The organism is Nonomuraea roseoviolacea subsp. carminata, assembly GCF_024172185.1.
Taxonomy (GTDB): domain Bacteria; phylum Actinomycetota; class Actinomycetes; order Streptosporangiales; family Streptosporangiaceae; genus Nonomuraea; species Nonomuraea roseoviolacea.
Map to the genome: position 1 here is coordinate 1,709,203 of NZ_JAMZEC010000001.1, position 18,600 is coordinate 1,727,802.

Genomic DNA, 18,600 nt, shown 5'->3' on the forward strand with positions numbered 1-18,600 from the left:
GCGAGGTCGCCGAGCGTGGTTCTGTGGATGGTGGAGGCTTCTCTGCCCGGGGCCTGTGGAAATCAGGCCCCGGGCAGGGAGAATCCAGGAGCCCCGGTCAGACGTCCGGGCCCTGGGTGGCGCGGCAGATGGCGAGGCTCTGGGGTGGCAGCCGCAGCCCGTCCGGGCCCGCCGCCACGTTGTCGTCCGCCGCCAGCAGGACCGTGCCCACCCGCACCGGCAGCGTCACCGGCTCCCCGCTGAAGTTCACGGCCACGCACACCGCCTCCCCCCGGGACAGCTCCACCGACTCGCCGCGCCACATGACGAGCCAGTCGCCGCCCTCCCGGTCGTACGTCACCCGCACCCGGTCGAAGCGCGGGTCCGACAGCTCGGGCAGCGCCTTGCGCAGCGCGATCAGGTCGCGGTACCAGCACAGCAGCGACCAGTGCGCCTCCTCCTTCAGCTCCCCCCAGTCGAGCTTGGCGTTCAGGAACGTCTGCTCGTCCGACGGGTTGGGCGCCTCCCACGCGTACCCGAACCCGTCGAACTCCTTCTCCCTGCGCCCGCCCTCCGTGTCGCGCAGTTCCGGCTCCACGTGGTCGGAGAAGAACGGGAACGGCGTGCGCGCCCCCCACTCCTCCCCCATGAACAGCATGGGCGTGAACGGCGAGGTCAGCAGCAGGCCCGCCCCCAGCTTGAGCGCGGCCATGGGCAGCCGGTCGCCCGCCGGGCGGTTGCCGACCTGGTCGTGGTTCTGGACGCAGGCCACGAGCCGGTGGCCGGGCACCCCCGTGTACGGGCTGCCGTGCGCGCGTTCCCGGAACGTCGACCAGCCCCCGTCGTGGAAGACCCCCCGCGTCAGGACCTTGGCCAGGGCCTCCAGGCCGGCGAAGTCCTCGTAGTAGCCGTGGGTCTCGCCGCTGACCGCCGTGTGCAGGGCGTGGTGGACGTCGTCGTTCCACTGCGCGGTCATGCCGAGGCCGCCGGCGTCGAGCGAGCGGACCATGCGCGGGTCGTTGAGGTCGGACTCGGCGATGAGCGACAGCGGCCGGCCGACGGCGCAGGCCAGCGCGTCCACCTCGGCCGACAGCTCGGCCAGCAGGTGCGTGGCCCGCTTGTCGTGCAGGGCGTGGACGGCGTCGAGGCGCAGGCCGTCGATGTGGTAGTCGCGCAGCCACTGCAACGCGTTCTCGATGAAGTAGCGGCGCACCTCGTCGGAGCCGGGCCCGTCGAGGTTGACCGCCTCGCCCCAGTAGCTCCCGGCGAAGCCGCCGAAGTACGGGCCGAACGGGTGCAGGAAGTTCCCGGACGGTCCCAGGTGGTTGTAGACGACGTCGAGGATGACCCCGATGCCCTCCCGGTGGCAGGCGTCGACGAACGACTTGAGCCCGTCGGGCCCGCCGTACGTCTCGTTGACCGCGTACAGGTCGACCCCGTCGTACCCCCAGTTGCGCCCGCCCGGCACCGGCGCGACCGGCATGATCTCCACGAAGTCGACGCACAGCTCCGACAGGTGGCCGAGCCGCTCGATGGCCGCCTCGAACGTCCCCTCCTGCGTGAACGTGCCGACGTGCAGCTCGTAGATGACCGATCCGCGCAGGTCGCGGCCGGTCCACCGCTCGTCGGACCAGGTGAAGTGGCCGTGGTCGTAGACGGCGCTCGGGCCGAAGATGCCGTCGGGCTGCCGGCGCGAGCGCGGGTCGGGGTACGGCCCGCCGCCGTCCACCACGTACGCGTACCGTGTCCCGTGGCCGGCGTCCGGCACGTCGGCGCTCCACCAGCCGCCCGGCCGCTGCTCCATGGGACGCCGGCCGCCGAGGACGTCGACCTCGACAGCCGTGGCCTTCGGTGCCCAGACCTCAAAGATCATGTCTCTCCAGAAGTGCGACGGGATACCGGTTGAGCAGGTGCGCGAGGGGGACGCGGCCCGTGTGGACCGAGCCGGTGAGCAGGTCGCGCCAGGATCCGGCGGGCAGCGTCAGCGAGGTGGCGCCCCAGCCGCCGCGCCGTTCCAGGCCCACCGGGAGGCGGGTGGCGACCGCGACGGCCCGCGCCCGGCCCTCGTCGCCCGGGACGCCGGGGCCGCCCTCCGCCGCGGGGCCGCCCGTCGTGACCGCGCCGCCGGTGACCGGGCCGGCGAACGCGCCGCCGCCCCGCGCGAAGGCGATCACGTGCTCGGCGGCCTCGCCGTCGGCCGCGAGCGGCGTGTACGCGGCCTCGGCGCCGAGCCGGCGGCGCAGCCGGAGCGCCTGCGTGGTGACCAGCAGTTTCGCCGCGTCCCACTCGGAGGCGGGGGTGCGCGGGTAGCTCACGGGCCGCCGGTTGTCCGGGTCCACCAGCGAGAAGTCGGTCGTCTCGTTGCCCTGGTAGACGTCGGGGACGCCGGGCATCATGAGCTGCACCAGCTTGGCGCCCAGCGAGTTGGACATCGCGTGGCGGTCGATCCGCTCGGTGAACTCCCCGACCGGCAGCTTCACGGCCGCCTCGGCGAAGTCGCGCAGCCGCTGCTCGTAGGCCGGGTCGGGGTTGACCCACGAGATCGCGGTCTTGGCCTCGCGGGCGGCCTTGAGCAGGTAGCCGGCGAAGCGCTCGGCGGAGATGGGCCAGGAGGCCATGAGGTTCTGCCAGGCCAGGTAGTCGAGGTGCGGGTCGTGGGAGACCGCCGACGACCAGGCGGTGACGGCCTCCTTCCACTCGGCGGGCAGCTCGGACAGCACCGACAGGCGGGCGCGCACGTCCTCCGACCGCTTGGTGTCGTGCGTGGACAGCGTCGTCATCGCGTGGGGCCGCATGTCGGCGCAGTACGCGTGGAACTCCTCGACCGGGGTCCCGAACACGTCCGGCTCGCCGCCCACCTCGTTCAGGCACGACAGCGGGAACCACCGGTACAGCGCCGTGTCCTCGACGCCCTTGGCCATGACCGGGCCGCACGCCTGCTGGAAGCGGGTGACGACCTCGGGCGGGCCGTACAGGACCTCGTGGGCGAGCCGCCGCGCGGCGGGAGAGCAGGCCGCGGCGGCCGTCTCGACGATCTCGGCCGACTCGGGCGGCACCGGCTCCCCCGGCACGACGTAGGCCCGGTAGACCGGCATCGCGGCCAGCAGCTCGGCCACGGTCTCCGGCTCGGCGCCGGTCGCCGCGGCCAGGCGCCTGACCTCGGCGCCGAAGAACAGGTCCAGCACCTCGCCCTTGGAGCGCGCCACCACCTCCGCGTAGTCGGCGGGCTGCCCGGTCAGGCGCGTGAACAGCTCCAGCAGCGGCTGCCTGCCCGCCGGGTCCACGAACAGGCCGTTGACGCGGTTGAGCACCTCGTAGCCGGTGGTGCCGTCGCACGGCCAGTCGTCCGGCAGCCGCTCGTGCCCGATGAGGATCTTCTCCACGACGGTCCACGTGTCGCCGGTCCTGGCGCGCAGCCGTTCGAGATAGCCGCGGGGATCGGCGAGCCCGTCGGGGTGGTCGATGCGCAGCCCGTCGACCAGCCCCTCGTCGAGCAGCCAGAAGATCACCTCGTGGGTGGCGAAGAACACCTCCGGGTCCTCGACGCGCAGCCCGATCAGGGTGGAGACGTCGAAGAAGCGCCGGTAGCCGGGCCCCTCGCGCCAGTCGACCAGCCGGTAGTGGCCGGGGTGGGGGAACTCGTGCTCGTGGTAGCGCAGCACGTCGCCGTCCACGACGGGCTCGACGTCGTCGCCCAGGACCGGGAGCGCCACCTTCCCGTCGTCGTCCCACTCGATGTCGAACCAGCGCGCGTACGGCGAGGCGGTGCCGTCGCGCAGCACCGACCAGAACGCGGCGTTGGTGGTGTTCATGTGGTTGGGCACGATGTCCACGACGATGCCCAGGTCGTGGGCGGCGAGCCGCTCGGCCATCTCCCGGAAGCCCTTGGCGCCGCCGAACTCCTCGCGGATGCGCGAGTGGTCGGTGACGTCGTAACCGTGCAGCGAGCCGGGCGTCGCCTGCAGGATCGGCGACAGGTAGACGTGGGTGACCCCCAGGTCGCGCAGGTAGCCGGCGATCTCCGCCACCTGGGCGAACCCGAAGTCGGGGGTGAGCTGGACGCGGTAGGTCGACAGGGGCCTAGACACGGCGCAGCACCCTCACGCTGCGGCCGGGGACGTCCACGCTCTCACCGGCCCGGCAGACCCGGATGTCCAGGCTGATCGGCATCGCCGTGTCGATCTCGGTCTGCCACATCTCTCCGTAGTCCTTGGGGATCGTGAACCTGATGGGTTCGTGGTGGGCGTTGAACAGCAGCAGGAACGAGTCGTCGCGGATGGGCCGGCCGCGCCGGTCGGGCTCGGTGATGGCGTCGCCGTTGAGGAACACGGCCAGCGACTTGGCGTATCCGACGTTCCAGTCGGCGTCGGTCATCTCCTCCCCGGCCGGGGTGAGCCAGGCGATGTCGCTCAGACCGCGCACCGGACGGCCGTAGAAGAACCTCCTGCGCCGGAACACCGGGTGCTTCTTGCGCAGCGCGGCCAGGCTCTGCGTGAACTCCAGCAGCAGCCAGTTCTCCCGCACGTCGGACCAGTCGACCCAGGTCAGCTCGTTGTCCTGGCAGTAGCCGTTGTTGTTGCCCCGCTGGGTGCGGCCCAGCTCGTCGCCGTGCGAGAGCATCGGCACGCCCTGCGACAGGAACAGCGTGGTCAGGAAGTTGCGCTTCTGCTGCTCGCGCAGCGACTCGACGGACAGGTCGGCCGGGCCTTCGGCGCCGCAGTTCCAGGACCGGTTGTCGTCGCTGCCGTCGCGGTTGCCCTCCTTGTTGGCCTCGTTGTGCTTGTGGTTGTACGAGACGAGGTCCTGGAGGGTGAAGCCGTCGTGGCAGGTGACGAAGTTGATGGAGGCGGCGGGGCGGCGGCTGTCGTCCTGGTAGAGGTCGCTGGAGCCGGTGAGCCGGGAGCCGAACTCGGGCAGCGTCGCCGGCTGCCCGCGCCACAGGTCGCGGATGGTGTCGCGGTAGCGGCCGTTCCACTCGGTCCAGCGCGAGGGGAAGTTGCCCACCTGGTAGCCGCCGGGTCCGACGTCCCAGGGCTCGGCGATGAGCTTGACCTGCGAGAGCACCGGGTCCTGCTGCACCAGGTCGAAGAAGGCGCTCAGCCGGTCCACCTCGTGCAGCTCGCGCGCCAGCGTGGAGGCGAGGTCGAAGCGGAAGCCGTCGACGTGCATCTCCGTCACCCAGTAGCGGAGCGAGTCCATGATCATCTGGAGGACGTGCGGCGAGCGCATGAGCAGGCTGTTGCCGGTGCCCGTGGTGTCCATGTAGTAGCGGGGGTCGCCGTCCACGAGCCGGTAGTAGTTCGGGTTGTCGATGCCCTTGAACCCCAGCGTGGGCCCCAGGTGGTTGCCCTCGGCCGTGTGGTTGTAGACGACGTCCAGGATGACCTCGATGCCCGCCTCGTGCAGGGCGCGCACCATGGCCTTGAACTCCAGGACCTGCCCGCCGCGCTGCCCCTGGCTGGAGTAGCGGTTGTGCGGGGCGAAGAAGCCGATCGAGTTGTAGCCCCAGTAGTTCGCCAGCCCGCGCTCCTCCAGGACGTGGTCGGTGACGAACTGGTGCACCGGCATCAGCTCGATGGCCGTCACGCCGAGCTTGGTCAGGTGGTCCAGGATCTCGGGGTGTCCCAGGGCCGCGTACGTGCCGCGCAGGTGCTCGGGGATCTTCGGGTGCCGGACGGTGAGCCCGCGCACGTGCGCCTCGTAGATCACGGTGTCGTGGTACGGCGTGGCGGGCGGCCGGTCGTGGCCCCACCCGAAGAACGGGTTGATCACGATGGAGCGCGGCATGTACGGGGCGGAGTCCATGTCGTTGCGCGAGTCGGGCTGGCCGAACCGGTAGCCGTACACCGCCTCGTTCCACTTCACGTCGCCCTCGATGGCCATCGCGTACGGGTCGAGCAGCAGCTTGTTCGGGTTGCACCGCAGCCCCTTGGCCGGGTCGTACGGGCCGTGCACGCGGTAGCCGTAACGCTGGCCCGGGTTCACCCCGGGCAGGTAGCCGTGCCAGATGAAACCGTCCACCTCCGGCAGCGCCACGCGGGTCTCCTGCCCCTGCTCGTCGAACAGGCACAGCTCCACCTTGTCGGCGGCCTCGGTGTAGAGCGAGAAGTTGGTGCCCGCGCCGTCGTAGGTGGCCCCGAGCGGATAGGGGTCTCCCGGCCAGACTTCGATCATCAAGGCTCCCTTACGACTCTTCCCCATGTTGCGTTCCCCCGCCCTGCCGAACAAGCACCGCCGGACAAGCACCGCCGGACCGGCGTCACCTGTCAGGCGTGGTCCTCCCCCACGGACGGATCAGGTCCTTCCCCCAGATCGCGGCCTTAGCCCGCCGCCGGGCACCGGTTTGGCCCCGCTCTCACCAGCCGATTCGCGCGAGGTATGCGCGCCGCGTTTGACCTCGTGCTCCCGGGTCACGTAGGCGTTCCATGGGTGGATTCAAGAAGTTCCTCTTACGGGGCAACATCGTGGAGCTGGCCGTCGCGGTGATCGTGGGCGCCACGTTCAGCGGGCTCGTGCAGGCGCTGGTCGCCGATCTCATCACCCCGCTGATCGGCGCCGTGACCGGCGGCCGGCAGCCCGACTTCGCCGACCTCTCCTTCACGGTCAACGGCAGCCAGTTCAAGTACGGCGACTTCCTCAATCACCTCATCAGCTTCCTCATCATCGCGGCCGTCGTGTACTGGCTGGTGGTCCTGCCCATGACCCGGCTGGTCACCCTGTTGGAGGGACACAAGGAGGCGACGACCAAGCAGTGCCCGGAGTGCCTGAGCGACATCCCGGCCGAGGCGCGCCGCTGCGCGCACTGCACGGTCACGCTGGTGCCCGACTCCGAGAAGCCCTCGATCGCCGACCCGCGGTAGCCGCCGGAGTCTGGGAAGAACATCCCCGGCATTGGGCGAGGCTTGGGGCGAACAGGGCACAGATCGGGGCACAGGGGGGCGGAAGTCACCGAGGTGCCCCGTACGCATGGGCTGTGGGGTTTTGGCAGGTTGTGGGCTTCAAGGGTGCCGCCGGTTGGGCAAGATGGGCGGGTGAGCGTTGAGTTGATGGTCTGGGACGAGCCCGTGCCGATCTCCAGGGATGAGGCGCGGGCCGCGTACCTGGCCGCGAAGAAGGGCAGGCCGGTCCAGGGCGAGCTGCCGCAGGTGGCCAAGGAGCTGCCGGGGCTCGTCACGGTGTTCCCCGGGCACGTGCTGGTGACGATGGAACTGGAGTCGATGGACGAGCTGTCCGGCCAGGTGTTCGCCATCGCCCGGGCCCACGGGCTGGTCTGCTACGACCCGCAGCGCGACCTCGTCCACAACGTGGGGCCGCTGGGCGTGTACCAGGGCATGCAGCTCCACACCGGAGACGGCATGATCGTCCACGATCCCGACCTGGGGCTGGTGCACGACGTGCTGGCCACCCTGTCGGCGCAGAACCCGTTCGCGGCGCTCGTGACGTTCGGGCACCACTTCATCCAGGTCTCACCGGCCGAGCCGGCCGCGGAGTCCTCCGCCTACGAGGTGGAGTACAAGGAGGGCCACATGGTGCGGACGCTGATGCCGCGCCTGGACGACGTGCGCCAGGCCTTCCACGAGTACGCCACCGGCGACCGGTCCTTCCTCGCCCGGCACGACTGGTCGTGAGGGTGGCAGGATCGGCGGGATGAGGACCCATTACCCGCCCATCGAGCCCTACGACTCCGGCCACCTCGACGTGGGCGACGGCAACGAGATCTACTGGGAGGTCGTCGGCAACCCGGACGGCAAGCCCGCGGTCATGCTGCACGGCGGCCCCGGCGGCGGTTGCAGCGCCAAGCACCGCCGGCAGTGGAACCCCGACCTGTACAAGGTGGTGCTGTTCGACCAGCGCAACTGCGGGCGCAGCCGTCCCCACGCGAGCGATCCCGCCACGTCGCTGGAGCACAACACCACGTGGCACCTCGTCGCCGACATGGAACGCCTGCGCGAGCACCTCGGCATCGAGGCGTGGCAGGTGTTCGGCGGGTCGTGGGGCAGCGCGCTCGCCCTGGCGTACGCCCAGACCCACCCGGAACGGACGACCGAGCTGGTGCTGCGCGGCATCTTCACGCTGCGGCCCCAGGAGCTGCGCTGGTTCTACCAGGAGGGCGCCTCCTACCTGTTCCCCGACCGGTGGGAGACGTACCTGGCGCCGATCCCCGAGGAGGAGCGGGGCGACCTCATGGCCGCCTTCCGCCGCCGCCTGGAGGGCGACGACCCGGAGCAGCGGCTGGCGGCGGCGCAGGCATGGGCGCAGTGGGAGGGGTCCACGATCACGCTGCTGCCGGACGAGCAGCTCGTCGCGGAGTTCGGCGAGGAGCGCATGGCGGTGGCCTTCTCCCGGATCGAGAACCACTACTTCCACCATCTGGGCTGGTTCGAGCCCGAGCAGCTCATCCGCGACGTCGGCAAGATCCGCCACATCCCGGCGGTCATCGTGCAGGGCCGCTACGACGCCTGCACGCCCATGGCCACGGCCTGGGACCTGCACCGGGCCTGGCCCGAGGCGGAGTTCCACGTGGTGGCGGACGCGGGGCACGCCGCCACCGAGCCGGGCATCGTGGACCGGCTCATCGCGGCGACAGACGGCTTCGCGCGAGGCGTACCATCGGCGTGACCGCGCCGACCAGCAGCAGCGTGCACAGCGGCGCCAGCGTCACCCCGATGAGGTAGCCCGCCGCCACGTCGTGCGGGTAGTGGACGCCGACGAACACGCGTGAGAACGCCATGACCGCCGCCAGCGGCAGCACCACCCAGGCGAGGGCGCGCCAGGCCAGCACGAGCGCGCCCGCGGCCCCGGCGGCGATCACGGAGTGGTTGCTGGGGAACGACCAGTCGTCCGGCGGCGGGCACGCGGCGATCGTCGCGATCCCGCCCCGGCACGGCCGGTCCTCCCTGACGACGGTCTTGAGCACCTCGCTGAAGACGTACGCGCACACCACGCCGGCCGGTCCGGCGATCGCGATCGCGAGGTCGCGCGCGGGCCCGTTGCGGGCCCGCCACCAGCACAGGACGAACAGCACCGCGAACAGGAACAGGCCGGCGTCGGTGCCGACCTCGGCGAGGCCGTGCAGCCATCCGGGGGTGCTGAGAGCGAAGTCGACGATGTCGCGGTACACACGTGTCCAATCGGTGAACGAGCAGTGACACGACCTTACGGAAGATCACCGGTGTTCGCGTCGGACTCCCGGCCGATTCCCGGGTGCCGCCCTCGGCCGATCGGCCGACCCACCCGCTGAAGATGAGCGGCAGGGCGGCGGAGCTTTAGGAGGCGGCGCGCCGAACGGGCGGCGTAGGGCGAGTTCGGGCCGGGTAGGGGGGCATGCGTGATCGGAGAGCACGTGATCGTCGGCTACACCGCCGACGCCGGAGGACGTGACGCTCTCGCCCTCGGGGCCGCGATCAGGCGGGTCACCGGCGGCGAGCTGACCGTGGCGACGGTCTACCCGCCCGGCAGTCCCGGCGAGGCCGTGGAGGCGCAGGCGAACCTGGCGCACGCCGCCGAGGAGCTGGACGGCCAGCCCGCCGAGTACATCACCTACGAGAGCAGGGGCGTGGGCCGCGGGCTGTCGGTCCTGGCCAGCCGCATCCGGGCCGACCTCATCGTGGCCGGTTCGGCGGACGGGGGGCAGCGGGGGCGCATCGGGATCGGCTCCACCTCGGACCACCTGCTGCACCTGTCGCCGGAGGCGGTGATGCTGGCGCCCGCCGGCTACCGCCCGCCGGAGGAGGCGGGCCGGCTGACGCTGGCCTACGTCCACCGGCCGCAGTGCGACGCCGCCGTCGAGCGGGTGGCGCAGACGGCGCTGCGGCTGGGCGTGCCGCTGCGGCTCATCACGCTCGACCTGCGCACGGACGATCCCGGCCGGCTCCGCGACGACCTGGCCCTCGCCGTACGGCTGGCGTGGGAGGCCACCGGCATCGAGGCCGAGGCGGAGGTCGCGGAGGGGCACGACGTGGCCGAGGCGCTGGCGACGCTGGAGTGGGCGCCGGGCGAGCTGCTGGTGTGCGCGGCGAGCGAGGACGCGCAGCCGCACCGGGTCTTCCTCGGGGAGCTGGCCATGAAGGTGCTGCGGGCGGCGCCGTGCCCGGTCACCGTGCTGCCCCGCGGCTTCGACTGACCGTCCGTCACCGGACGCGGCCCGCGGCTTCGACTGACCGTCCGTCACTGGACGCGGCCCGCGGCTTCGACTGAACGGATCACCGCAGGACGCGGCCCGCGCCCGCCGTGAACGCGGGCCGCGTCCGGGTGAGGCCGGGGTCAGGCGTTCGCGCGCCGCCTCCTCATCGCCGCCTCGTACAGCTCCAGATAGCGCTCGGCCATGACCGCGGGCGTGAAGCGGCGGGCCGCCTCCGCGCGGCACTCCTCCGGGTCGATCTCGTCCACCCGCAGCACGTACTCGGCCAGTTCCTCCTCGGTGTCGGCGAGCCATCCGGTGCGGCCGTGGTCGATGAGCTCGGCCAGGCAGCCCCGCCGCAGCCCCACGACGGGCACGCCGAGCGCCAGCGCCTCGACCACGGCGGTGCCGCCCGGCTCGTCCCACTGGACGGGGAACAGCGCGGCCCGCGCCGAGCCGTACAGCTCGTCGCGCCGCCGCCCCTCGACGGTCCCCACCCAGCGGACCAGGTCGCCGTCGAGGTAGGGGGCGACCGCCTCCAGGTGGTAGCGCACGTCCGGGTGGCCGTGCAGCGGGTGGTACGGGTCCTGGGCGACGGCGTCCAGCTCGGCCGCCGTGCCTAGGCCGCTGACCGGACCGGCGAGCACGAGCGGCAGGCCGAGCTTCTGGCAGACGCGGGCCGCGAGGTGCTGTCCCTTGAGCCGGCAGATCCGCCCCAGGACCACCAGGTGCTCGCCGCGTTCGGCCCGGGGGGCGGCCCCGGCGAGCGGGGTGGCCAGGTGGATCGCGCCGAGCGCCGCCGAGCGCAGGGCGGCCGGCGCGAGGCGGAGCTGCGACTCCGACACGCCGTTGACCGCGATCGAGCCCGGGAAGGCGCCGTAGAACGCGGCGTGCTTGCGCAGGTCCCAGTGCAGGGTGTGCAGCACGGGCGGCCCGCCGAGCGCGGAGAGCACGGCCGGGCCGACCACCTCCAGGTGGTCGTGGACGAGGTCCACGTCGTCGCGGCGCCGCACCTCGCGCGCCACCATCGCCTGGTGGGCGTGCGCGATGCCCATGACCTGGTTGTACGGCTTCTGCAGCTCCGCGAACTGGCCGGCGTCGTAGACGCTGACCAGCTCGTCCACCTCCAGCGTGCTCGACCCGACGGAGGCGAGGACGACCCGCACCCCGCGCTCGCGCAGCGCGGGCACGAGCGTGGCCACGACGTTCTCGATGCCGCCGTAGCCGGGGGGCGGCACCGGTAACCACGGGCCGGTGTTCATCAGCACGTTCATGCGACGTCCTCCTCGGCGAGCAGCGAGGCGAGCGGGGGCCGCTCGGCCACGACGACGTTCATGAGCGATGCCTGCCCGTCCAGCCCGAACTGCAGGAGCGTGCGGGCCGGGGGCTGGGCGGCCATGACCCGCCCCTGGCGTTCGAGCCGGGTCCAGGCGGTGTGCAGGATCTGCCCGGCCATGCGGCCGAGCGCGGCGGTGGACTGGTGCGAGTGGACGCGCACGCCCAGGTCGACCTGGGCCATGGCGTCGAGGCCGGCCAGTTCCAGCAGGTCCACGAGGAGCCCCAGCTCGACGCCGTACTCGGTGACGAACGGGACCTGCTCCAGGACCTCGCGCCGGCCGGCGTACTCGCCGCCGAGCGGCTGGTGGAACCCGGCCAGCTCGGGCCAGAACATGTTGAGGATCGGCCGCGCCACCAGCTCGGTGACCCGTCCGCCGCCTCCCCGCAGCCTCACCCCGTCGGCTCCGATGAACGGCCGCTCGTAGGCGCCCTTGACGAACTGGATGCCGGGGTCGGTCAGCAGCGGCCCGAGGAGGCCGGTGACGAAGTGCGCGCCGAAGTCGCGCAGGTCGGCGTCGACGAAGACCACGATGTCCCCGCTGGAGGCCGCCAGTCCCTTCCAGAGGGCCTCGCCCTTTCCGGACAGGGGCGGCAGGTGGGAGAGCACCGCGTTCTGCGCCACGACGCGGGCTCCCGCCGCGGCGGCCCGCTCGGCCGTCGCGTCGGTGGAGTTGGAGTCGACCACGAGGATCTCGTCCACGAGCGGGGTTCGCTCGACGAGTTCGCGGCGGATCACGGTGACGATGTCGCCGACTGTCGGCTCCTCGTCGCGCGCCGGCAGGACGACGCTGACCGTGGTCGTTCCCTTGGCGAGGAGCAGGGCGTCGGGGGCCCACTCGGCCGCGGTGCTCGAGTGGGGACCGTACCATTCCCGAGCCCTGGCCAAGGCCCGCAGATCTGTCTCCATGCACTCAGCCCCGTTCTGTTTAGGGGGTCACGGTCGCGCATATGTTCCCTATTGCCGGGAGTTTGAACGTGTTGTTTGATTTTGCGTAAAAGTGGGATATGCGAGATGTGTCCTCAATCACCCGTGTAGGCATCATAGGTGCCGGAAATGTCGCCGCGCGTCACGCGGACGTGCTGTCAGGTTTTCCCGACGTGGTGATCACCGGAATCGCCGACGTCGATCCTCAGAAGGCCGAGGCGCTCGCGGCGCGTCATGGAGTCCCGGCTTTTGACGGCCACGCCGGGCTGCTGGAGGCGGGCGGGCTCGACGCCGTATACGTCTGTGTGCCCCCATTCGCGCACGGTAAGCCGGAGCAAGATGTCCTGTCGTGCAATCTCCCGATTTTTGTCGAAAAACCCCTCGCACTCGACCTGGAGACCGCGGAAAACATCGCGTCCGAAATTCGACGGCGCGGCCTGCCCTCGGCGGTCGGCCATCACTGGCGCTACCTGGACGTTCTCGACCGAGCCCGGGACGTGCTTGCCGACCGGCCGGTACGGCTGGCGCTCGGCCACTGGCTCGACAAGGTGCCCCCGGTCGGCTGGTGGCTGGACCCGGCCCGCTCGGGCGGCCAGGTCGTCGAGCAGGCGGTCCACGTCCTCGACCTGGCCCGAGTCCTGGTCGGCGAGGTCGCCATGGTCCACTCCGTGCCCGCCGCCGGTGACGGCCCCGCCGACGGCGAGGTGGACCGGGCCGTGGCCGCCGTGCTGCGCTTCGCCGGCGGCGCCACGGGCACGCTGGCCACGACGAGCCTGCTGCGCCACAAACACCGGGCCGGCCTGGAGGTGTACGCCGACGGCGTCGCCCTGGAGCTGACCGAGACCTCGCTGACCGTCGACGGAACCGAGGTGGTCGAGGACGCGGGCCGGGCGAAGACGCTGGTCGACCGGGCCTTCATCGACGCCGTGCGCGGCGGGGACGGGGACGTGCGGGTGCCGTACGACGAGGCGCTGCGCACCCACCGGCTGGCGCTCGCGCTGGCCCGGTCGGCGACGCTGGGACGGCCGGTGACGCTCGATGGCTGACCTCCGAAAGGACGCGACGGCGCGCTCGACGGCCGACCCGCGAAAGGACGCGACGGCGTGCAGCCGCGTGCTCTGCGTGGCGGCGCCCGGCGAGGTCACCCTGGTCGAGGAGGAGCTGCCCGCGGTGCCCGAGGGCGGCTTCCGGGTCGAGACCGTCTACAGCGGGATCTCCGCCGGCACCGAGCTGACCTACGTCAAGGGCACCAACCCCTACCTGACCGCCTCGTGGGACCGGACGCTCGGCCTGTTCCGGCCGGGCGCCCCGGCGCTCGCCTATCCCGTGCGCGGCATCGGGTACATGCAGGTCGGCCGGGTGGCCGAGACCCGCACCGGGGCCGTGCGCGAGGGCGCGCTGGTGGCCATGGCCTACGGCCACCGCACCGGCTACGTGGCCGACCCGCTGGCGGACCGCTTCGTGGAGCTGCCGGCCGGCCTCGACCCGGTGCTCGGCGTCTACGTCGCCCACATGGGGCCGATCTGCGCCAACGGGCTGCTGCACGCCGCCGCCGACCTGCACGGACCGGCCGTGCGCGACCTGGGGGACGGCGTGCGCGGGCGGCGGGTGGCCGTCGTCGGGGCGGGGGTGGTGGGGCTGCTGACGGCCGCGTTCGCGCTGGAGCACGGCGCGGCGGAGGTGGTGGTGGCCGACGAGACGCCCGAGCGGCTGCGGATCGCCGAGGCGCTGGGCGCCCGCCCGCTGGAGGTGGACGCGGGCGACGGCGACGGCGACCCTGCGGTGGAGTTGAAGCGCCGCTGGCGGCACGGCCCCGACGACCGGGGCGCCGACGTGGTGTTCCAGTGCCGCGGGCAGGCCAGGGCGCTCGCGCTGGCCCTGCGGATGCTGCGCCCGCAGGGCACGGTCGTGGACCTCGCCTTCTACACCCGGGGGGCGGACGAGGTGCGGCTCGGCGAGGAGTTCCACCACAACGGGCTGTCGCTGCGGTGCGCGCAGATCGGCCGGGTGCCGCGCGGGCTCGCCCACGCCTGGGACCGGGAACGGCTGTCGTACGAGACGGTCGCCCTGCTCGGTCGGCGTGGCGCGGCGTTACGCGAGCACCTCGTCACCGAGGTCGCCGCCTTCGCCGAGGCGCCGCGCCTCCTCGCGGATCTGGCCGCCCGCCGGCGCCATGCCGTCCAGGCCGTCCTCCGCGGCGACGTCGAGGATGAGGGCGGCTGACCAGCTGAAGTCGTGGCAGCCGTGCCCCTCCAGCGTGAACGGGTCGAAGTACTCGCGGAACCCGGCCGCGGTGACGGCCCTGACCATGCCCTCGGCCAGCGGCGCGGCCAGGTCGGGCCGGCGCCGCCGCAGGCCCCGCCAGATCAGCCAGGTGAGGTTGATCCAGGCGGGGCCGCGCCAGTAGCGCACCGGGTCGAACTCGGGCGCGGCCGGGGCGAAGCTGGGCACGATGCCGTCCTTGACCCCGAACCGGTCGAGGCCGGTGCCGATCAGCTCGTTGACCAGCTCGCGCGGCAGGCCGGGCAGCATGAGCGGGGTCAGCCCGGCGGCGCTGTTGGAGCGCACGAGGCAGCCGGTGAGCACGTCGCGGGCGTGGAAGAGGCCGTCGTCGTAGAGGTGCTCGGCCATCGCGGAGGTGACGGCCGCGGCCTCCCTGGCGTGCGGCTCGGGGTCGAGCCCGATGACCCGCGCGATCCGTCCCAGCGCCACCTCGGCCACGCCGTACGCGGTGTTGAACAGCGGATCCTCCACCCGGAAGGCGTCGGAGCGGCGGTAACCGGTGTCGCGGTAGGCGCGGGCGAGCGAGGTGTAGCGCGCGTAGTCGCGGTCGGTGGGCCGCTCCTCCACGCTGACGTGGGTGGTGTCGCGGCGCACGAACGCGGACGGCTCGGGCTCGACGACGGCCAGCGGCACGTCCCAGGCCGGGCTGTTGTCCATGCCCGACTCCCAGGGGTGCACGATCGAGATCAGCCCCTCGGGCGAGCGCCGGGCCGCGCGCAGGAACTCCTGCTGGGCGACCAGGCGCGGGTAGATCCGCCGCAGGAAGGCCGGGTCGGGCTCGGCCAGGTGGACGCGCCAGGCGGCCAGCGCGTGGACCGGCGGCTGCACGATGCCCGAGGTCCTGACCCCGGACGGGGCGCTGACCTGCCAGAACTCCGGCCCGGGGAAGTAGGCCCCCTCGGGCACCGCCGGGTTGAACACGATGTGCGGCACCCGGCCGTCGCGCCACTGCGCGCCGAACAGCGTCAGCAGCTCCGACCGGGCCCGGCGCGGCGACCACCGGGCGTTGCCGATCGCGATGAACGCGGAGTCCCAGCTCCACTGGTGCGGGTAGAGGGTGCGGGAGGGGACCGTGTAGCTGCCGTCCCAGTTGGCGACGAGCACGCGGACGGCGTCGCGGAGGATCATAGGAATTTCCTGATGAAGGAGGCGGTCTGGGGAAGGACGATCTCCGGCTCGCCCCGGAGGCGGCATTCCAGCGCGAGGTAGCCGTCGTAACCGGCGGCGTCGAGGGCCGCGAGCTGCGCCGCCCAGTCCAGGTGGCCGGTGCCGGGCTGGTTGCGGTTGGACTCGCTGACCTGCATGTGCGCGAGGTAGGGGGCTGCCTCCAGGATCGAGCGGCAGGGATCGTCCTCCTCGATGTTCATGTGGTACGTGTCGCCTGCCACCCGGATCGTGTCCATGGAACAGTACGACACCGCCTCGGCCAGCGTGTTCACCATGTGGTTCTCGTAGCGGTTGAGCGGCTCCAGCATGATGAGCACGCCGTTGCGCTGGGCGTGCTCGCCGAGCGTGGTCAGCGCCTCGGCCAGCACCTCGCGGTCCTCGTCGGGGCCGCGGGGCGGCTCGAACGGCGGCAGCCGCCGCGAGAACTGCCCCCAGGAGGCGGGGGTCATCACGCCGATGCCGCCCAGCTCGGCGATCACGGTGAGCTGCGACCTGAGCTGCTGGATGGCGTCCTTGCGCAGAACCGGGTCGAAGTCGCCGATGAAGTGCGGCATGTCCACGCACACGGTCGGCATCACGACGCCGTCGGCGAGGGCCCGCTTGAGCTCGGTGAGACGGGTGGCGAAGTGGAAGTCGCCCTTGCCGCGCAGCTCGATGGCGTCGAAGCCGGCGTCGAGGGCGAAGGCGAACTTCTCCTGCAGGGTGCGGCCGGGCAGAAGCTGCTCCTGGACGGAAAGCTGCACTGTCTCACTCCTCGAATCGGAAGACGAGCTGGAGGACGTCCGCCGGCCGGTGGTCGAGCAGCTCGTAGGCCGCGGCGGCGTCGCCGGCCGGGACCACGTGGCTGACCAGGCCGAGCACGCCCACCTCGGCCCGGTGGACGAGCTCCATGAACGTGCGCTGGAGCCGCTCGACGTCCCAGCGGTGCGACAGCCAGGAGGCGACGCCGCCGATCTGCGAGGAGACGAGCTGCACCTGGTTGTGGTGGAACTCCTCGCCGAGCCGCAGGCCGGTCGCGTCGCCCTGGTAGAAGCCGGCGGCGACGACCCGGCCGCCCCGGCGCACGGTCCGGATGGCCTCGTGCAGGCCCAGGTGGCTGCCGCTCAGCTCGATGGCGGCGTCGGCGCCCTCGATGCGCTTGCGGACCAGCTCGGCGACCGAGCCGGCGCGCACGTCGAAGGTCTCGGCGGCGCCGAAGGCGCGGGCCAGCTCCAGCCGGGCGGGGATGGCGTCGGCCGCGACGACCCGGGCGCCGCTGAGCACGGCCAGCCGGGTGGCGAGCAGGCCGATGACGCCCTGCCCGAAGACGGCGAGCTGGTCGCCGAGGTGGACGTCGGCGGCGTGGACGGCGTTGAGCGCGATGGCGCCGACGCGGGCGAACACGCCGGTCAAGGGGTCGGCGGTGGGGGGCAGCACGTGACCGGCCAGCCGCTCGGCGGGCACGACGGCCTCGGCCCGGTGGCCCCAGATGCCCCACACGAGGCTGCCGACGGGCGGGTCGGTGACGTCGGGCGCGGCCTCGACCACCTCGCCGACCTCCTGGTAGCCCCAGCCCGTGAGCGGATAGGCGTGGGTGCGGCCGTCGACGAAGAGCCGCCGCCCGACGTCCCAGCGGCGGGTGAGGTACGGGTTGGTACCGCGGTAGGCGGTGAGTTCGGTACCGGCCGAAACCCCGGAGTAGAGCGTGCGGACCCGGACCGAGCCCGGGTCGAGAGCGGCGGGCGGCTCGGAGCCGACAAGGACACGGCCCGGCCCTTCAAACGTGATGACGCGCATTCCCCCACGCTTACGATTATTGATCAAACGAAAGTCAAGGATTTAGTGCGAACATGCAGACCATAGTTGAGCGGATAGCACTCTTAAGTCTAGGACTTCGTTCGGAGGTAAGAATGAAATTGGGTTTCCTGACCGCCTGTCTTGCCGAGCTCGATCTCGTGGATGTCGCCCGGTGGGCCGTCGAGCACGGTTACGAGGCGCTCGAAGTCGCCGGATGGCCGTCGACGGATACCCGAAATCACATCAGAGTGGACCGTTTCGACGAAGCCGAATGCGAGCGGGTCGGGCGAATCTTCGCAGAGACCGGACTCATCCTTTCCTCGATCGCCTATTACGAGAACAATCTGCACCCTCGCGCAGGGGCGGAGGTGAACGCCCACGTGCGCCGGTGCGTGGACGCCGCCGCGGCGCTCGGCTGCCCCACGGTGGGCACGTTCGTCGGCCGCGACCCCGGCCTGTCGGTCCGCGACAACCTCGAACGCGCCGAGGGCGTCTTCCGCCCGCTCGTCGCCTACGCCCGCGACCACGGCGTGGACCTGGTCATCGAGAACTGCCTGATGAAGAGCTGGCATCCCGACGGCTACCCGGGCAACCTGGCCTACTCCCCCGAGCTGTGGGAGTGGATGTTCACGCTCGGGCTGCGACTCAACTACGACCCCTCGCACCTGGTGGCGCTCGGCATCGACCCGGTCGCGGCGGCCATGCCGTACGTGTCGCAGATCGCGCACGTGCAGGCCAAGGACGTCGAGCTGCTGCCGGGCACCATCAACCGCTTCGGCTACTACGGCCCGATCAGCGGCGAGAAGGGCTGGTACCGCTTCCGGGTGCCGGGGCTCGGGCAGATCCAGTGGGGCGAGGTGGTCGGCGCGCTGCGCCGGGGCGGCTACGACGGGGCGGTCTCGGTCGAGCACGAGGACCCCGAATGGACCGGCAGCACGGAGAGGGTACAGAGCGGTCTCGGTATCGCCTACCGAACGTTGCGTCACCTCGTGCGGGGGTAAGGGCGGCATAT

At 72.0% G+C, this 18,600-nt stretch carries 15 protein-coding genes and 2 pseudogenes; 8 read left to right on the forward strand and 9 right to left on the reverse strand.

The genetic code is table 11. The features are described from left to right. Positions 1 to 97: 97 nt before the first annotated feature. The 3 genes from treZ to glgX are packed head-to-tail and all read right to left on the reverse strand — an operon-like array spanning position 98 to position 6,153. A complete protein-coding gene (gene treZ, locus HD595_RS07790) occupies positions 98 to 1,852 on the reverse strand; it encodes a malto-oligosyltrehalose trehalohydrolase (protein WP_253767019.1) in 1,755 nt (584 codons plus the stop codon). Then, positions 1,842 to 4,067, reverse strand: coding sequence for a malto-oligosyltrehalose synthase (gene treY, locus HD595_RS07795; protein WP_253767021.1), 2,226 nt, complete (start codon positions 4,065 to 4,067; stop codon positions 1,842 to 1,844). Before treY ends, treZ begins: the two co-directional genes overlap by 11 nt. Continuing rightward, entirely contained in the window at positions 4,060 to 6,153 is a 2,094-nt protein-coding gene (gene glgX, locus HD595_RS07800) for a glycogen debranching protein GlgX (protein ID WP_253767022.1), read from the reverse strand. The genes treY and glgX overlap by 8 nt, the downstream gene beginning before the upstream one ends. Positions 6,154 to 6,404: 251 nt before the next feature. Here glgX and mscL point away from each other — a divergent pair, with 251 nt between their 5' ends. The 3 genes from mscL (at position 6,405) to pip (ending at position 8,598) form a co-directional block, all read left to right on the forward strand. Further along, complete coding sequence (gene mscL / locus HD595_RS07805; protein ID WP_253767023.1) at positions 6,405 to 6,839, forward strand: large conductance mechanosensitive channel protein MscL; 435 nt, start codon at positions 6,405 to 6,407, stop codon at positions 6,837 to 6,839. Positions 6,840 to 7,010: 171 nt separating this feature from the next. Then, the gene (locus HD595_RS07810) at positions 7,011 to 7,607 is read left to right on the forward strand and encodes a hypothetical protein (RefSeq protein WP_253767024.1); all 597 of its coding nucleotides are present in this window, start codon (positions 7,011 to 7,013) and stop codon (positions 7,605 to 7,607) included. A 19-nt stretch (positions 7,608 to 7,626) separates the two neighbouring features. Then, positions 7,627 to 8,598 carry a prolyl aminopeptidase gene (gene pip / locus HD595_RS07815; RefSeq protein ID WP_253767025.1) on the forward strand — a complete coding sequence of 324 codons (972 nt, stop codon included), beginning with the start codon at positions 7,627 to 7,629 and terminating at the stop codon, positions 8,596 to 8,598. On the opposite strand, the gene HD595_RS07820 is transcribed toward pip, so the two are convergent. After that, positions 8,552 to 9,100, reverse strand: a complete 549-nt coding sequence (locus tag HD595_RS07820) for a phosphatase PAP2 family protein (RefSeq protein ID WP_253767026.1) — start codon at positions 9,098 to 9,100, stop codon at positions 8,552 to 8,554. The two genes, pip and HD595_RS07820, sit on opposite strands and share 47 nt — an antisense overlap. Before the next feature lie 207 nt (positions 9,101 to 9,307). Here HD595_RS07820 and HD595_RS46660 point away from each other — a divergent pair, with 207 nt between their 5' ends. Further along, positions 9,308 to 10,102 carry a universal stress protein gene (locus HD595_RS46660; RefSeq protein WP_253767027.1) on the forward strand — a complete coding sequence of 265 codons (795 nt, stop codon included), beginning with the start codon at positions 9,308 to 9,310 and terminating at the stop codon, positions 10,100 to 10,102. 140 nt (positions 10,103 to 10,242) lie between these two features. Here the strand turns inward: HD595_RS46660 and HD595_RS07830 are convergent, their stop codons facing one another. After that, positions 10,243 to 11,373, reverse strand: coding sequence for a glycosyltransferase (locus tag HD595_RS07830; protein ID WP_253767028.1), 1,131 nt, complete (start codon positions 11,371 to 11,373; stop codon positions 10,243 to 10,245). Next, entirely contained in the window at positions 11,370 to 12,344 is a 975-nt protein-coding gene (locus HD595_RS07835; protein WP_253767029.1) for a glucosyl-3-phosphoglycerate synthase, read from the reverse strand. Before HD595_RS07835 ends, HD595_RS07830 begins: the two co-directional genes overlap by 4 nt. A 98-nt stretch (positions 12,345 to 12,442) precedes the next feature. Between HD595_RS07835 and HD595_RS47180 the strand changes: the two are divergent. The 3 genes and pseudogenes from HD595_RS47180 to HD595_RS07850 all read left to right on the forward strand — a co-directional run. Then, positions 12,443 to 12,760 (forward strand): annotated as a pseudogene (locus HD595_RS47180) (Gfo/Idh/MocA family protein); the annotation flags it as partial. 99 nt (positions 12,761 to 12,859) lie between these two features. Continuing rightward, on the forward strand, positions 12,860 to 13,408 hold the full coding sequence (locus tag HD595_RS07845) for a Gfo/Idh/MocA family protein (protein ID WP_253767031.1): 549 nt from the start codon (positions 12,860 to 12,862) through the stop codon (positions 13,406 to 13,408). After that, positions 13,401 to 14,585, forward strand: a complete 1,185-nt coding sequence (locus HD595_RS07850; protein ID WP_253767033.1) for a zinc-binding dehydrogenase — start codon at positions 13,401 to 13,403, stop codon at positions 14,583 to 14,585. Before HD595_RS07845 ends, HD595_RS07850 begins: the two co-directional genes overlap by 8 nt. Before the next feature lie 9 nt (positions 14,586 to 14,594). Here HD595_RS07850 and HD595_RS47185 read toward each other — a convergent pair. From HD595_RS47185 to HD595_RS07860, 3 genes and pseudogenes are all read right to left on the reverse strand, one after another. Next, positions 14,595 to 15,839, reverse strand: a pseudogene (locus HD595_RS47185) (MGH1-like glycoside hydrolase domain-containing protein); the annotation flags it as partial. Then, positions 15,770 to 16,555: a sugar phosphate isomerase/epimerase family protein gene (locus HD595_RS07855; protein WP_253767035.1), complete on the reverse strand. Its 786-nt coding sequence runs from the start codon at positions 16,553 to 16,555 to the stop codon at positions 15,770 to 15,772. The pseudogene HD595_RS47185 and the gene HD595_RS07855, both read right to left, overlap by 70 nt. A gap of 4 nt (positions 16,556 to 16,559) precedes the next feature. Further along, a complete protein-coding gene (locus HD595_RS07860) occupies positions 16,560 to 17,588 on the reverse strand; it encodes a zinc-binding dehydrogenase (RefSeq protein WP_253767037.1) in 1,029 nt (342 codons plus the stop codon). Positions 17,589 to 17,701: 113 nt separating this feature from the next. Between HD595_RS07860 and HD595_RS07865 the strand changes: the two genes are divergently transcribed. Beyond that, complete coding sequence (locus HD595_RS07865) at positions 17,702 to 18,589, forward strand: sugar phosphate isomerase/epimerase family protein (protein WP_253767039.1); 888 nt, start codon at positions 17,702 to 17,704, stop codon at positions 18,587 to 18,589. The last annotated feature ends 11 nt before the right edge of the window (positions 18,590 to 18,600 follow it).